Here is a 15,136-nt window from a genome sequence, read left to right on the forward strand (position 1 = left end):
GCACCGCGCACAGCGCCGCCCCGGGCACGTCGGTGCCCGGGGCGGCGCTGTGCGGGCCCTCCTCGGACGGCGGGCGGCTGTCCGGCGGAGGCCGGCGGAATGCGGGCGGCTCAGAGGAAGTAGAGCCGGTTCAGCGGGACTTCCTCGGCGGGGGAGGACCGCAGCGGCGTGCCGTCGAGGGTGACGAGACCCTCGCGCGAGTCGACGAGGACCTCGCCGAGGCGGGTGTTGCGGACCATGTCGCGCGGTCCGATCCCGCGGGTGTGGCGGACGGCGACGCGACGGCGCCGGGTGGTCATGGTGTCGTAGGGGCGGTCCCGGGTGCCGGACTCGGCGGCGGCGCGGCTGGTGAAGGCGACGGAGAGGTCGGCCGGAGTGGCGCCGTGGGCGCCGAACAGGGGCCCCAGGACGAGCGGTTGGCAGGTGTCGGTGGCGGCGTTGGGGTCGCCGGTGACGCCGTAGGCGGGAAAGCCCGCCTTGAGGACCAGCTGCGGCTTGGCGCCGAAGGAGGCCGGCTGCCACAGCACGATGTCGGCGAGCTTGCCGATCTCGATCGAGCCGACCTCGTGGGAGAGGCCGTGGGCGATGGCCGGGTTGACGGTGAGCTTGGCGATGTAGCGCAGCACGCGCTCGTTGTCGTCGTCCGGGCCGTCGCCCTCCAGCGGGCCGCGCTCGGCCTTCATCTTGCCGGCCACGGCGAAGGTGCGGCGCACCGTCTCGCCGGCCCGGCCCATGCCCTGGGCGTCGGAGGAGGTGATGCCGATGGCCCCGAGGTCGTGCAGGACGTCCTCGGCGCCCATGGTGCCGGCCCGGATGCGGTCGCGGGCCATCGCGGCGTCGCCGGGCAGGTCGGTCTTGAGCCCGTGGACGGAGACGATCATGCCGTAGTGCTCGGCCACCGCGTCCCGCCCGAAGGGCAGGGTGGGGTTGGTGGAGGAGCCGATGACGTTCGGCACGCCGGCCATCTTGAGCACGTTGGGGACGTGTCCGCCGCCGCAGCCCTCGATGTGGAAGGCGTGGATGGTCCGCCCGTCGAGGACGCTCAGGGTGTCCTCGACCGACAGGCACTCGTTCAACCCATCGGTGTGCAGGGCCACTTGGACGTCATGGGCCTCGGCGACGGACAGTGCGGTGTCCAGGGCGCGGGTGTGCGCGCCCATGTCCTCGTGCACCTTGAAGCCGCAGGCCCCGCCCTCGGCGAGGGCTTCGACGAGCGGGGCGGGGTGGGAGGACGAACCGCGGCCCAGGAAGCCGATGTTGACGGGCCAGGCGTCGAAGGAGTTGAAGGCGTGGCGCAGCGCCCAGGGCGAGTTGACGCCGACGCCCCAGGCGGGGCCGAACTCCTGGCCGATGATGGTGGTGACGCCGGAGGCCAGCGAGGCCTCCATGATCCGCGGGGACATCAGGTGGACGTGGGTGTCGATGGCGCCGGCGGTGGCGATCAGGCCCTCGCCGGAGACGATGGCCGTCCCGGTGCCGACGACCACGTCCACGCCGTCCAGGGTGTCCGGGTTGCCGGCCCGCCCGATGGAGGCGATCCGGCCCTCCCGGATGCCGATCGAGGTCTTGCGGATGCCCTGGATCGCGTCGATCACCAGCACGTTGCTGATGACGAGGTCGCAGGTGTCCCGGACGGCGGCGGCCTTGAGGTGCAGGCCGTCGCGGGCGGTCTTGCCGAAGCCGACGAGGAACTCGTCGCCCGGCCGCTGGGAGTCGGATTCGACCCGGACGACCAGACCGCTGTCGCCGAGCCGGACCCGGTCCCCGGCGCGCGGGCCGTGCACGGCGGTGTACTCGGACGCTTCGATGCTGCTGCTCACGGCTGGTTCTCCTGCCCGTCGTCGACTGCTCCGGGGCGGCACTGTTCGGCGGCTCCGGGGCAGCCCTGTTCGACCGCTCCGAGGTAGCCCTGTTCGGCCGCCCGGCGCAGGGCCTCCTGCCGTGCCCGCGGCGAGTCCAGCGGGCCGTCCACGAGCCCCGCGAAACCGATCGCGACGCGCTCGCCGCCGATCGGCACCAGGCCGACCTCGACGGTGGCGCCGGGGTCGAAGCGCACCGAGGAGCCGGCCGGTACCGCGAGGTGGGTGCCGTAGGCGGCGGCGCGGTCGAAGGCCAGCCGCGGGTTGACCTCGAAGAAGTGGAAGTGCGAGGTGACCGAGATCGGCACGTCCGCGGTGTTGCGCACGGCAAGGGTGCGCACGGCCTCCGGCCCGGGCGCGGTGCGGCCGTCGCGGTGGCCGTCGCCGCCCGTGCCGCCGCCGGGGTCACCGTGGTGGAGGACGGCGCCGGGCGCGGCGGTGCCGAGGGTGCCGCCGCCGAACGGGTCGGCGATGACGGCGAGCCGGGTGCCGTCCTCGAAGACGGCCTCGACCTGGATCTCGGTGACCAGGTCGGGGACGCCGGGCAGCACATCGGCGGCGGCGAGGACGGAGCGTCCCCGCCGGACGGCCTCGGCCAGCCGGAGGCCGTCGCGGGCGGCCTCGCAGACGGTGTCCGAGATGAGCGCCACGGCCTCGGGGACGTTGAGCCGCAGGCCGCGGGCGCGGCGGGCGCGGGCGAGTTCGGCGGCCGTGAAGATCAGCAGCCGGTCGCGTTCGGTGGGGGTCAGCTGCACAGGGGTTCCGTTCTCCCTCGGTGCGGGACGGTGCGGGACGGTGCGGGACGGCGGGGGACGGGTGCGGGACGGCGGGGTCAGCCGGCAGGCTGGTCGTGGGTGGCGCAGTGGATGCCGCCCCCGCCGCCGGCGATGGTGTCGATCGGCAGGGGCACGATCTCGCGGCCCGGGAACTGGTCCCTGAAGACCTCCTGGGCGTGGCCGTCGGCCTTGGCGTCGCCGAACTTCGGCAGGTAGACGCCCTTGTTGCCGATGTAGAAGTTCATGTACGAGGAGACGAAGGCGTCGCCCCGGCCGGTGATCCTGTCCGGGTCGGGCTGGCCGATCTCGATCACCTTGAGCTTCCGGCCGGCGGCGTCGGTGGCCTCGGCGAGGACGGCGCGGGCCTGGTCGGCGGAGCGGGACCAGACGTCCGGCGGGGTGCCGGGGAAGGCCCGGTCCAGCAGGACGACCCCGGGGGCGGCGTAGCGGGCGAGGCAGTCGACGTGGGCGTCGGTGATGTCCTTGCCCTTGACGCCCGCGAGCCAGATCACCTTGGTGAGGCCCAGCACCCGCTTGAGTTCCGCCTCGATCTCGTCGCGGGTGCGGCCCGGGTTGCGGTTCTCGTTGACCACGGAGCTCTCGGTGACCAGCAGCGTGCCCTCGCCGTCGGTCTCGAAGGAGCCGCCCTCGGCGGTGACCGGCGTCTCGATCCGCTCGATCCCGTACTTCTCCAGGACGGTGCGGGCGATCCGGCCGTCGTTGGTGTGCTCCTGCTTGCCGCCCCAGCCGCTGAAGTTGAAGTCGACGCCCTGGACCTTTCCGCCCTCCTCCACGAAGACCGGGACGGTGTCGCGGGCCCACAGGTCGTCCACGGGGACGGAGAGCAGCTCGACGTCCGAGCCGCAGGCGTTGCGGGCCGAGGCCTCCTGGCCGGGGCGGACGAGCAGGACCACCGGTTCGCGCTCGCCGATGGCCCTGGCCACCGAGGCGATGTCCCGGCGGACGGCCCCGAGCTGCTCGCCCCAGACGTTCTCGGAGGCGGGCCAGGCCATGAAGGTCCGCTCGTGCTTCTCCCACTCGCCGCCGAGCCGGCGTCCGCGGGCCGGAGCCGGGGCGGGGGTGGACGCGGGGGGCTGTGCGGGAGCTTGCGTCGGCGCCTGGCCGGGGGTGCCGGAGGCCGTCGGGGCCGCGGAGTCGGCCGGGTCGTCGCCGGAGGCGGCGCAGGCGGTCGCACCGAGGGCGATCGCGCCGGCGCCGGCGAGCGAGCGCAGTACCGTGCGGCGGGCGAGGGAGGACTGGGACACGCTGGACTCCGGTGGGGCTGGGGGTGGTTCCGGTTCGGCGGGAGGGGCGGGCTCCGGGGGAGCGGTCGCGCGGCGCCGGTTGGGCGGTGGACGAGGTCGTCCCGGTGGACGGGGTCGTCCGGCATCACCGAGACTGAACTCTCGCATTGACTGAAAAATCAGTCAAGCCTTACGGTGAAGCCACCCAAACCACCCCGAGACGACCGGGCCACCGAACGGACGGCCCGGTCACGACGATGAAAGGCCGGGTGAGGCGGCGATGCTGCGCAATGGTCTGGAACCCTGGCACGTGCTGGTGACGGTGGCCGTGCTGGTGCTGCTGTTCGGCTCCAAGAAGCTGCCCGACATGGCGCGCGGACTGGGGAAGTCGATGCGGATCCTGAAGTCCGAGACGGCGGCCCTGCGGGAGGAGGCGGCCCCGCCCGGCGGCGCCCCGGCGGGCGAGGGCCCGTCCGGCACCGCCCCCTCCGGCGGTACCCCGTCAGGCATCGGCCGGTCGGGCACCGTCCCCTCCGGCACCGCCCCCTCCGGCACCGCTCCCTCCGGCGGCGGCCCGGCCGAGCCGGCCCGGCACCCCTGACCGTCCCGCCGGCCGCGCGCCGCCCGGGACGCCCGAGAGCCGCCGCTCCCCACCAGTCGGTGCGGGAGCGGCGGCTCTCAGCCGTTGCGGCGGTACTGGTCCAGGGACACCCTGACCGGCCCGTCCGCGCCGGCGGTCGACAGCACCCTCACCACGGCGAGGTCCCGGCCGTCCGCGGACCGGACGCAGAAGGCGCCGCGCGGTCCGAGGGCGCCGAACGGCACCCGCCCGGCCGACCGGGAGCCGAGCCCCTTGAGGCAGTCGGCGACGCCCAGGCCGGCGTCCCGGCCGATGAAGGTGTCGGCGGCCTCCGGGACGAGGAACTCGCCGTCGCCGCGGCCGACGTACCAGATCGCGCTGTCCACCGGGACGACGGTCCCGGTGGCGAGGTCGAACTCGTAGGAGGAGTCCGCCGAGGTCAGCTCGACCCCGCGGTAGACGGTGGCGTAGTCGGTGACGGGGGGCGGCGGTGCGGAAGCGGTCGGCGCGGTCGGGGCCGACCGGGTGGGGGACGGGGATCCGGTGGGGGCCGACGGGCCGGGCGGGGCCGGGGTGACCGGCGCGGCGGTGCCGGACACCGGAGCCTCCTCGGTGGCGGCCTCCACCTGGTCCGGGTCGTCGAGCAGGAACACCGCCGCCGCGGCGCCTACGGTCAGGGCCACGGCGGCGGTCAGCGCCGTTCGTCCGAGGGCCCGTCTGCGGCCTCCTCCGGCCCGGGCGCGTCCCGCCGGGCCGCCCCCGGCCGAGGGCGCCGGGACGGAGCCGGACGCCGAGAGCGCCGGCACCCGCCCGGAGGCCGCGGCGGGCTCCGGCACCGGCCCGGACACGACGACGGTGGGGGTCGGGACGGCCGCCGGGGCGAGGACCGTACGGGCCGAGGCCCAGCCCGGCCCGTCCGTCCGCTCGCCCGGATCACCGGAACCGCCCGGATCACCGAAACTGCCCTGATCACCGAAACTGCCCTGCTCGCCGGCATCACCCCGCTCGGCCTCGGCCGGTACCTGCGGCAGCTCGGCGTGCCGGGTCATCTGGCTGGTCAGATGGTGCGGCAGCCAGTCGTCGCCGAATCTGAGGTGTCCGCCGACCGCCGGGTGGCTCCGGGCGGCGGCGATCACCTCGGCGGTGGTCGGCCGGTCCTCGGGCCGCTTGGCGAGGCAGTGCAGCAGCAGCTCGCGCAGGCCCGCCGGGACCGGGGTGAGGTCCGGCTCCTCGTGGACGGTCCGGTAGAGCGTCGACGGGTCCGGTCCGTCGCCGAAGGGCGGGTTGCCGCCGGCGACGTGGACGGCGAGGGCGCCGAGGGCGTACACGTCGGTGGCCGGGGTCGCGGGCCGGCCCATCGCCTGTTCGGGCGCCATGTAGGCGGGCGAGCCGATGCGCAGCCCGGTGCCGGTGAGCGCGGTGGCGTCGGCGGCCCGGGCGATGCCGAAGTCGATCACCCGGGGGCCGTCCGGGGCGATCAGCACGTTGCCCGGTTTGAGGTCGCGGTGCACCACCCCGGTGGCGTGGATCGCCTGCAGCGCCTCGGCGATGCCGGCGATCAGCAGCAGGACGGTCCGTTCGGGGAGCGGGCCGAAGCGCCGGACCACCTGCTGCAGGGACGGGCCCGGCACGTACGTGGTGGCCAGCCACGGCGGGGCGGCTTCCACGCCGGCGTCCACGAGCTGGGCGGTGAACAGTCCGTGGATGCGTCTGGCGCTGGCCACCTCCTGGGCGAACCGGGCGCGGAACTCCGGATCCTCGGCCAGTTCGGGCCGCACCACCTTGAGTGCGACCGGCCGCCCGCCGGGGGTGTACGAGAGGTAGACCCGGCCCATGCCGCCGGCCCCGAGCCGCGCGTACAGCCGGTAGCCGCCGACCTCGCGCGGGTCGTCCGGGGTCAGCTCCTGGAAGACCGGCTGGAGGGCGAAAGGGGATCGGTCAGCGGACATGCGGGCTGCCTCTCTCGGCGGTCGGGACGTCGGCGGGCGGTGGCGTCGGCGGTCGGGACGTCGGCGGTCGGGGACTCGGGCGCGCGGGGCCCGACGGCCGCGGAAGCGGCGTGCGGCGGGCACGGCCTCGCAGAGTTTAGAGGTTCCGTCAGGATTGGCCGAATCCGTCGCCGCCGGCTCGCCCGGGGCCCCCGCTGCCTCCGGCGTCCCCGCCGCCCCCGGCGCCTCGGCGGGGGTCGCCCAGCTCCGCGTCGATCGCCCCGCGCAGCAGGCGGCGGGCGTGCTCGACCGGCAGCGAGCCGCTGAGCCAGCGCACGCTCAGGCCCTCGACGAGTGCGGTCAGCCGTTCGGCGGCCGCCGCGTGCGCCGGCGCGGTACCGCCCGGATCGGCCCGGGCGAGCAGTTCGGCGACGTCGTGCACCCAGGTGTGGGTGGTTCGCGCGAGGTCCTCGCGAAGCTCCGGGTCGAAGACCGCGGTGGCTCTCAACTCGCCCCAGGCAGTGCTGTTCTCCCGTACTTCGACGGTGTCCTGGAGCTCCAGGAGCAGCACCTGTTCCAGGTCGGCGCGGGGGTCGTCGGTCCGGGGCACCGGGTCCGGTTCGGCGGTGTAGTGGTCGGCGCGGTCGCTGATGAAGTCGAGCGTCCGGCGCAGCAGGCCGGCCCGGTCGGTGAAGTGGTAGTAGATCAACGAGGTGGACACCCCGGCTTCGCTCGCCAGCTCGCCCACCCGCAGTCCGCGTACGCCGCGCCGGGCGATGACCCTGGTGGCGGCCTTGAGTATTTCTGTCCGACGGTCCGACATGGGCGCCCACTCTATGTGCTCCTCGGCTGGTCGGGCCAGCTGCCTGATGATCGTTTCAGGGTTTTCGAGGAGTCCTGCATCAAAAGCTTGACTGAATTTTCAGTACGGTAGAGGATGCGGGGCAACCCCCCCACCTCCCACGTCATCCAGGGAGCGCCATGCACACCCCCACACCCTCACGACGCGGCCTGCTCCGGCTGGGCGCCGCCGCCGTACCCCTGATCGCCCTGGGGACGGCCCTTCCGGCCACCGCCCGGGCCGCGACCGCAGGCCCGCCAGGTGCCCCCGCCGCGGCGGACGCCGTCGCCCCGGCCGCGGCGGGCAGCACCACGCGGCTGCGGATGCCCGCCGAGAGCGACCGGCACGACCGCACCTTCATGGCCTGGCCGGCCCTGTCCTCGATCTGGCGGACCCAGCTCTCGGCGGTCCGCGACGACATCGCCCGCGTCGCGTACGAGATCTCCCGCTACGAGCCCGTCGTCGTGGTCGCCCGCCCCGGCCAGGCCGCCGACGCGCGCTACTACTGCGGCCCCGGCGCCTACCACGCGATCACCGTGGTCGAGATCTCCAACGACGACCTGTGGATCCGCGACTTCGGCCCGACCTTCGTGGTCGCACCGGGCACCGTCGCCGGCGTCGACACCAACTTCAACGGCTGGGGCAAGACCGGCACCCCCTACTACCAGCGCTACACCGAGGACGCCGCGGTCGCGGCCGCCCTCCTCGCCGAGTACGGCGTCGACCGCGTCCGGGCCCCCTTCGTCGGCGAGGGCGGCGCCCTGGAGACGGACGGCCAGGGCACCCTGCTGGCCACCGTCAGCTCGCTGGTGAACCCCAACCGCAACCCCGGGATGTCCCAGGACCAGGTCGAGCAGGCCCTGAAGGCGTCGCTCGGGATGGACAAGGTGATCTGGCTGGCCGGTCTGGCGGGCCAGGACATCACGGACTACCACATCGACTGCCTGGCGCGCTTCACCGCGCCCGGCCGGGTCCTCCTCGACCAGCCCGGACCCGGCACCGACCGGATCTGGATCGACGTCTACGAGCAGGCCAAGCAGGTCCTGCGGACCGCGACCGACGCCCAGGGCCGCCCGCTGACCGTCGTGGAACTCCCCGGCCCGGACCGCGCCCGGATCCGCGGCCGCGGCAAGGACTTCCTGTCCAGCTACACCAACTTCTACGTCGCCAACGGCGCGGTGTTCGTCCCCCAGTTCGGCGACGCCGACGCCGACGCCCGGGCCTACGGAATCCTGCGGGCCGAGTTCCCCGGCCGCGACGTCGTCCAGCTGAACATCGACACCATCGCCTCCGGCGGTGGCGGCATCCACTGCGCCACCCAGTCCCAGCCGGCCGTCCCGCCGGCGCTCTGAGACCCCCTGGCGGCCCGTCCGGTACCCCACGGAGGCGGGCCGCCGGGGATCCTTCCGCTCCCACCACCCTCCCCTCGACCGGCCCGCGCCCCGAACGCGCCGGGCCGGCCGGGGACCGATCAGAAGAGGTTTCCCGTGACGTACCGAATGCCCGCGGAGTGGACCGAGCACGAGGGCTGCCTGATGGCCTGGCCCGTCCGCCCGGACCTGTGGGGCGACACCCTGGCCGAGGTGAAGCGCGAGTACGCGGCGGTCGCCCGCGCCATCGCGGAGTTCGAACCGGTCACCATGGTGGCCCCGCCCGGCCACGGCGACGAGGCGCGCGCCCACTGCGGCACGGGCACCGGCACCGGCACCGGCACGGGCACCGGCATCACCGTCGTCGAACTCCCCACCGACGACTCCTGGTTCCGCGACTCCGCGCCGATCTTCGTCCTCGACGGCGACGGCCGCCGGGCCGGCGTGGACTTCCGCTTCAACGCCTGGGGCCGCAAGCACAGCCCCTGGGACGCCGACGACCGGATCAGCGGCCTGCTGCTGGAGCACCTCGGCACCCCGGCGATCCGCTCCGAGATGATCCTCGAAGGCGGCGCGATCACCGTCGACGGCGAGGGCACGCTGATCACCACCGAGCAGTGCCTGCTCCACCCCAACCGCAACCCGGAGATGACCCGGCAGGAGATCGAGGCCGAGCTGAAGGCCCGGCTCGGCGTCACCACGATCGTCTGGCTGCCCTACGGCGGGGCGCTGGACACCGAGACCGACGGGCACGTCGACGGCGTCTGCGCCTTCGTCGCCCCCGGCAAGGTCGTGGTGCAGCTCCCGGCCGATCCCGGCCACCCGGACTACGTGCGGATGCGGGCCAACCGCGCCGTGCTGGAGCACTCCACGGACGCCCAGGGCCGGCCCTTCGAGATCGTCGACCTGCCGCAGGCCGCCTTCGTCGAGGTCGACGGCCGGGAGGTGGAGGTCGGCTACCTGAACTTCTACCTCGCCAACGGCGGCGTCGTGGTGCCGGTCGCCGACCACCCCGAGGACGCGGCGGCGCTGGCCGTGCTGGCCGCCGCCTACCCGGACCGCAAGGTCGTCGGCGTGCGCGCCCGGGTGATCGCCTACGGCGGCGGTGGCGTCCACTGCATCACCCAGCAGATCCCGGCCGCCACGCAGGCCGATGCCACGCAGACCACCGCCACGCCGTCCGCGGCTGCTCGCGCCTGACCCTCGCCAGCGAACGGAGAAAACCCTCATGACTCCCACCGCGCCCGCGAGACGCACCGCGGCCCGGCGGCGGCTCGTCCTCGCCACCGCCCTGCTCTCGGCCGCGGCCCTGGTCGCCGCCTGCTCCGGCCCGCCCCGCGGCGCCGGCGGGTCGGCCGTACAGCTCTCCGCCGACACCCCGCCGGCCAAGGGTGAGCTCGACTCCTTCACCTGGGCCACCTACGCCGAACCGCCCACCCTGGACTACGTCCAGGCCTTCGACTACCCGCAGAACACCGTGCTCGCCAACGTCTGCGAGAGCCTGATGCGCTGGACGCCCCAGCTCACCCTGGCCCCCGGCCTGGCCGAGAAGGCGTCCAGCCCCGACCCGACCACCTGGGTCTACGACCTGCGGGCCGGCGTGCACTTCCACGACGGCACGGTGATGACCGCCGACGACGTCGTCTACAGCCTCGGCCGGCAGACCAACCCGGACAACGCCTCCGCCTGGGCGCAGGTGTTCCAGAACGTCGACTCCGTCACCGCGACCGGCCCGCTCCAGGTCACCGTCAAGCTCAAGCAGCCCGACTCCCAGTTCCCCCAGTACATGGCGACGGCCGCCGGCGTGGTCGCCGCCAGGGCCGGGGTGGAGGCGGCCGGCAAGGACTACGGCACCAGCGGCGGCCTCGACTGCACCGGCCCCTTCAAGCTGGGCAGTTGGGCCAAGGGCCAGTCGATCGAACTCCAGCGCTTCGACGGCTACTGGGGCACCAGGGCCAAGTCCGGGAAGGTCGTCTTCAGCTTCCTCACCGACGCGTCCGCCCGCACCAACGCGATGCTCACCGGAGACGTCGACGGCGGCTACCTGATCCCCACCGAGAGCTACGACCGGCTGAAGAAGGACGGCCCGGGCACGCTCTACTTCGGCGAGGGCCTGAGCACCGTCAACGTCAACGTCACCAGCATGCACGGCCCGCTCGGCGACCTGCGCGTCCGCCAGGCCCTGTCCCTGGCCCTCGACCGCTCCGGCTTCGTCAAGACCGGCCTCTCCGGCGCCGGCACCGTCACCGGCTCCCTCACCACCAGGGCGGCCTGGGGCGCGGCCCCCGACGACGTCCGCAGGACGGCCTTCGACGGCCTCACCCCCACGGCGCAGGACATCGACAAGGCCAAGGCCCTGGTCAAGGAGGCCGGCGCGAGCGGCCGCACGATCGTCATGGCCACCAGCACCATCGGCCAGGACGTCTCCCTGCTCGCCACCGCCGTCCAGGCCGCCGGGGCGAGGATCGGGCTGGACGTCCAGCTGAAGACGATCGCCCCGAACGCCTTCACCGCGCTGTTCACCGACCCCAAGGCGCGCGAGGGCATCGACCTGTTCCCGGAGACGTACTACGACTCCATCACCGACCCGCTCGACCTGCTCGTCAACTTCCGGACCGGCGCCTACCAGAACTTCGCCGGGTACAGCGACAAGGCCTACGACGACCTCGTCGACCAGGCCACCGCCGAGTACGACCCGGCCAGGCGCGGCGCGATCGAGGCGAAGCTCCAGCAGACCGCCTCCCAGCAGCTGCTCTGGATCCCGGTCGCCGAGTGGCCGACCGCCGTCTTCCTCAACAAGCGCATCACCGGCGCCCCCACCACCATCGCGTACATGTACTACCCGTGGGCCGCCGACGTGGGGGCCGCCCGGTGAACTTCCTGAGATTCGCCGCCCGGCGACTGGTGGAGATGGCCGCGACCCTGCTCGGCGCCTCCTTCGTGGTCTTCGGCGCGATGTACCTGGCGCCGGGCAACCCGGCGAGTTTCCTCCTGTCGGGCCGGTCGGCCTCGCCGGCCGCCCTCCAGGCGATCAACGACCAGTACCACCTCGACGACCCGTTCCTGGTCCGGTACTTCCGCTGGCTCGGCCAGGTGCTGCAGGGGGACTTCGGGCGCTCCATCACCTACCGCACCGACGTCTCCACGCTGCTCGCCGACCGCCTGCCGGCGACCCTGACGCTGGTGGCCATGGCCCTGGTGGTGGTCGTCGTCATCGGTCTGGCGCTCGGCTGGATCGGCGCGGTGCGCGGCGGCGCGACCGACTCGGCGATCCTGCTCTCCACCACGCTCGCCGTCGGCACCCCCTCCTTCGTCGCGGCCGTCCTGCTGCAGGGCCTGTTCGCGGTCAAGCTGGGCTGGTTCCCCACCAGCGGCACCGGCGACGGCTTCGCCGACCTGCTGTGGCACCTCACCCTGCCCGCGGTCGCCCTCGCGCTGTACCTGATCGGGATGCTCGCCCGGGTCACCCGCTCGGCGATGCTGGACGCCCTGGAGGGCGAGCACGTCACCGTCGCCCGCAGCCGGGGCGTGCCCGAACGCGAGGTGATCCGCCGCCACGTGTTCCGCAACTCGCTGGGCACCGTGCTGACCACCGGCGGCCTGATCGTCTCCACCCTGCTGGTCTGCACGATCCTGGTGGAGTCGGCCTTCAGCGTCGGCGGCATCGGCCAGCTCCTCGAACTGTCCACCACCACCAAGGACTTCCCGACCGTCCAGGCCATCTCCCTGCTCGTCGTCGCCCTGTTCATGACCGTGAACCTGGTCGTCGACCTGCTCCACCCGCTGGTCGACCCCCGGGTCGCCCTCGGCACGAGGAGGTCCGACGCATGAGTGTCGCCCTCGCCCGCCGGCCCGGTCTCGGCCGCCTCAAGGCCGCCCGCGCCCCGCTCCACCTGGCCTGCCTGGGCATCGTCGCCCTGGTGGTGCTCGCCGCCCTGCTCGCCCCCTGGATCGCACCGGACGACCCCAACGCCGTCGACCTCGGCAACGCCCTGGCCGGCCCCTCGCCCGACCACCTGCTCGGCGTCGACACCGCCGGCCGCGACACCCTCTCCCGGCTCCTGCTCGGAGCCCGCACCTCCCTGCTCGGCCCGCTCGGCGTGGTCGCCTTCTCCACCGTCGCGGGCGTGGCCGTCGGCCTGGCCGCGGGCTGGCGGGGCGGCTGGCTCGACTCCGTCCTCTCCCGCAGCACCGAACTCGTCTTCGCCTTCCCCGGCATGCTGCTCGCCATCCTGATCGTCTCGGTGTACGGGGAGGGCCTGCTCGCCCCCGTCGTCGCCCTGGCGGTCGCCTACCTGCCGTACGTCTCCCGGCTCACCCGCTCGCTCGTCCTCGCCGAACGGTCCCGTCCCTACGTCAGCGCCTACCAGGTCCAGGGCCACTCCACCCTGCAGATCTGCCTGCGGCACGTCCTGCCCAACATCGCCCCGATCGTCCTCGCCCAGTCCACGATCAACTTCGGCTACGCCCTGATGGACCTCGCGGGCCTCTCCTTCCTCGGGCTCGGCGTCCCCGCGCTCACCCCCGACTGGGGGCGGATGGTCTTCGACGGCCAGACCGCGATCCAGCACGGCTACCCGCTCTCCGCGATCCTGCCGTGCGTCCTCATCGTGCTCACCGTCGTCGCCTTCAACGTCGTCGGCGAGCGCTGGGCCGACCGCGTCGCCCGGAGGACCCCATGAACCGCAGCAGCCACGAACCGGAGCAGCGTGTGAACGCCCTCGACGTCCGGGGCCTGCGGCTCCGCCTGCCCGGCACCGCCCGACCCGTCCTCGACGGCGTCGACCTCACCGTGGGCCCGGGGGAGACCGTCGCCCTGGTCGGCGAGTCCGGCTCCGGCAAGAGCCTCACCTCCCGCAGCGCCCTCGGCCTGCTGCCGCCCGGCGCCACCGCCGAGGGCAGCGTCCTGGTCGACGGGGAGGACGTCCTGACCATGGGCCCCGACCGGCTGCGCGCCCTGCGCACCGGCCGGGCCGCCATGATCTTCCAGGACCCCCGGGCGGCCATCAACCCGCTGCGCCGCGTCGGCGACTTCCTCACCGAGAGCGTCCGCCTCACCGGCGCCATGGGCCGGGAGGACGCCGACCGGCGCGCCGCCGAACTGCTCGACGCCGTCGGCCTCGGCCCGGAACTGCTGCACCGCCACCCCGGGCAGCTGTCCGGCGGCATGCTCCAACGCGTCATGATCGCCGCCGCGCTGATGGGCGACCCGGTCCTGCTGCTCGCCGACGAGCCCACCACCGCGCTCGACGTCACCAGCCAGGCCGAGGTCATCGCACTCCTCGGGGAGCTGCGCCGACGCTTCGGCACCGGCCTGCTGTTCGTCACCCACGACCTCGGCCTCGCCGCCGCCATCAGCGACCGCGTCTACGTCATGTACGCCGGGCGGATCGCCGAGACGGGCCCCGCCGGAGAGCTCTTCGAGAGGCCCCGCCACCCCTACACCGCCGCGCTGCTGGACTCCACCCCGGGGGTGGAGTCCGACAGCCGCCGCCTCGCCGCGATCGACGGCCAACCGCCGGACCTGCGCCAGGAGTTGACCGGATGCGCGTTCGCCGCGCGGTGCCGGTACGCGACCTCCCGGTGCCGCGAGGAGACCCCGGTGGCACTCCCGGTCGCCTGCCACCACCCGCTCGAAGGGAGCCGTGCCGATGCCTGAGGCCGCACTGGAGGTCACCGGACTGTGCCGGACCTTCGGCACCGTACGGGCGGTGGACGACGTCTCCTTCACCCTCGCCGCCGGCGGATCGCTCGGCATCGTGGGCGAGTCGGGCTCCGGCAAGACCACCACCGCCCGGATCGTCGTCGGCCTCGAACAGGCCGACGAGGGGCGGGTCGCCGTCCGGGGCCGGGCCCGCGGCGGCCGGGTGCGGGGGAGGGCCGAGCGGCTGGCCCGCGCCCGCGAGGTCCAGATGGTCTTCCAGGACCCGTACCTCTCCCTGGACCCGCGCACCAGCGTCGAGGCCGCGCTCCGTGAGACCCTGCGGCTGCACTTCCCCGGCACCGACCACGAGGCCCGGATCCGGGAGCTCCTCGACCAGGTCGGCCTCGGCACCCGGGCGGCCGACGCGCTGCCCCGGCAGCTCTCCGGCGGCCAGCGCCAACGCGTCGCCATCGCCCGGGCGCTGGCCGTCCAGCCGGCCGTCCTGGTGCTGGACGAGGCGGTCGCCGCCCTGGACGTGTCCGTGCAGGCGCAGGTGCTGAACCTGCTCGCCGACATCCGCGAACAGACCGGCATCGGCTACCTGTTCATCACCCACGACCTCGGCGTCGTCCGCTGCGTGACCGACGAGGTCGTCGTCATGCGCCACGGACGGATCGTCGAATCCGGCCCCACCGCCCACGTCCTGGACTCCCCGCAGCACGCCTACACCCGGCTGCTGCTGGAGTCCGTCCCCCGGCCCGGCTGGGATCCCGACCGGATCGCCGCCGCGCGCCGCGCCTTGTAAGACGGCCCCGGCCCGGCAGGTGGTGGGACCCGCCGGGCCGGGGCGACCGAGCAACACCGGCGGGCGACGCCGGGCGGCGGAGAACCCGC

The 15,136-nt window shown here is 74.1% G+C and carries 13 protein-coding genes; 8 read left to right on the forward strand and 5 right to left on the reverse strand.

Going from position 1 to position 15,136, the window contains the following annotated elements; translation table 11 throughout:
* Positions 1-110 precede the first annotated feature (110 nt).
* The 3 genes from ACFVVA_RS16500 to ACFVVA_RS16510 form a co-directional block, all read right to left on the reverse strand.
* Positions 111-1,820 (reverse strand): urease subunit alpha, encoded by a 1,710-nt coding sequence (locus ACFVVA_RS16500; RefSeq protein WP_387690049.1) that lies wholly within the window; start codon positions 1,818-1,820, stop codon positions 111-113.
* On the reverse strand, positions 1,817-2,614 hold the full coding sequence (gene ureA, locus ACFVVA_RS16505) for an urease subunit gamma (RefSeq protein ID WP_387690051.1): 798 nt from the start codon (positions 2,612-2,614) through the stop codon (positions 1,817-1,819). The genes ACFVVA_RS16500 and ureA overlap by 4 nt, the downstream gene beginning before the upstream one ends.
* Before the next feature lie 77 nt (positions 2,615-2,691).
* Positions 2,692-3,900, reverse strand: a complete 1,209-nt coding sequence (locus ACFVVA_RS16510) for an agmatine/peptidylarginine deiminase (protein WP_387690052.1) — start codon at positions 3,898-3,900, stop codon at positions 2,692-2,694.
* Positions 3,901-4,159: 259 nt separating this feature from the next.
* On the opposite strand from ACFVVA_RS16510, the gene tatA reads away from it, so the two are divergent.
* Positions 4,160-4,480, forward strand: a complete 321-nt coding sequence (gene tatA / locus ACFVVA_RS16515) for a Sec-independent protein translocase subunit TatA (RefSeq protein WP_387690054.1) — start codon at positions 4,160-4,162, stop codon at positions 4,478-4,480.
* A 77-nt stretch (positions 4,481-4,557) separates the two neighbouring features.
* On the opposite strand, the gene ACFVVA_RS16520 is transcribed toward tatA, so the two are convergent.
* Both ACFVVA_RS16520 and ACFVVA_RS16525 read right to left on the reverse strand, forming a co-directional pair.
* A complete protein-coding gene (locus ACFVVA_RS16520) occupies positions 4,558-6,408 on the reverse strand; it encodes a protein kinase (RefSeq protein WP_387690056.1) in 1,851 nt (616 codons plus the stop codon).
* 148 nt (positions 6,409-6,556) lie between these two features.
* Positions 6,557-7,210, reverse strand: a complete 654-nt coding sequence (locus ACFVVA_RS16525) for a TetR/AcrR family transcriptional regulator (RefSeq protein WP_387690057.1) — start codon at positions 7,208-7,210, stop codon at positions 6,557-6,559.
* A 158-nt stretch (positions 7,211-7,368) separates the two neighbouring features.
* On the opposite strand from ACFVVA_RS16525, the gene ACFVVA_RS16530 reads away from it, so the two are divergent.
* The 7 genes from ACFVVA_RS16530 (at position 7,369) to ACFVVA_RS16560 (ending at position 15,047) form a co-directional block, all read left to right on the forward strand.
* Positions 7,369-8,580: an agmatine deiminase family protein gene (locus tag ACFVVA_RS16530; protein ID WP_387690059.1), complete on the forward strand. Its 1,212-nt coding sequence runs from the start codon at positions 7,369-7,371 to the stop codon at positions 8,578-8,580.
* A 135-nt stretch (positions 8,581-8,715) separates the two neighbouring features.
* Entirely contained in the window at positions 8,716-9,798 is a 1,083-nt protein-coding gene (locus ACFVVA_RS16535) for an agmatine/peptidylarginine deiminase (RefSeq protein WP_387690061.1), read from the forward strand.
* A gap of 28 nt (positions 9,799-9,826) precedes the next feature.
* Positions 9,827-11,473 carry an ABC transporter substrate-binding protein gene (locus ACFVVA_RS16540; RefSeq protein ID WP_387690062.1) on the forward strand — a complete coding sequence of 549 codons (1,647 nt, stop codon included), beginning with the start codon at positions 9,827-9,829 and terminating at the stop codon, positions 11,471-11,473.
* Positions 11,470-12,429 (forward strand): ABC transporter permease, encoded by a 960-nt coding sequence (locus ACFVVA_RS16545; RefSeq protein ID WP_387690064.1) that lies wholly within the window; start codon positions 11,470-11,472, stop codon positions 12,427-12,429. The genes ACFVVA_RS16540 and ACFVVA_RS16545 overlap by 4 nt, the downstream gene beginning before the upstream one ends.
* Positions 12,426-13,280: an ABC transporter permease gene (locus ACFVVA_RS16550; protein WP_359898980.1), complete on the forward strand. Its 855-nt coding sequence runs from the start codon at positions 12,426-12,428 to the stop codon at positions 13,278-13,280. Before ACFVVA_RS16545 ends, ACFVVA_RS16550 begins: the two co-directional genes overlap by 4 nt.
* Complete coding sequence (locus ACFVVA_RS16555; RefSeq protein ID WP_387690066.1) at positions 13,277-14,257, forward strand: ABC transporter ATP-binding protein; 981 nt, start codon at positions 13,277-13,279, stop codon at positions 14,255-14,257. The genes ACFVVA_RS16550 and ACFVVA_RS16555 overlap by 4 nt, the downstream gene beginning before the upstream one ends.
* Complete coding sequence (locus ACFVVA_RS16560) at positions 14,250-15,047, forward strand: ABC transporter ATP-binding protein (protein ID WP_387690068.1); 798 nt, start codon at positions 14,250-14,252, stop codon at positions 15,045-15,047. Before ACFVVA_RS16555 ends, ACFVVA_RS16560 begins: the two co-directional genes overlap by 8 nt.
* The last annotated feature ends 89 nt before the right edge of the window (positions 15,048-15,136 follow it).

The sequence above is a fragment of the Kitasatospora sp. NPDC058048 genome, from assembly GCF_042885555.1.
Classification (GTDB): domain Bacteria; phylum Actinomycetota; class Actinomycetes; order Streptomycetales; family Streptomycetaceae; genus Kitasatospora; species Kitasatospora lactacystinica.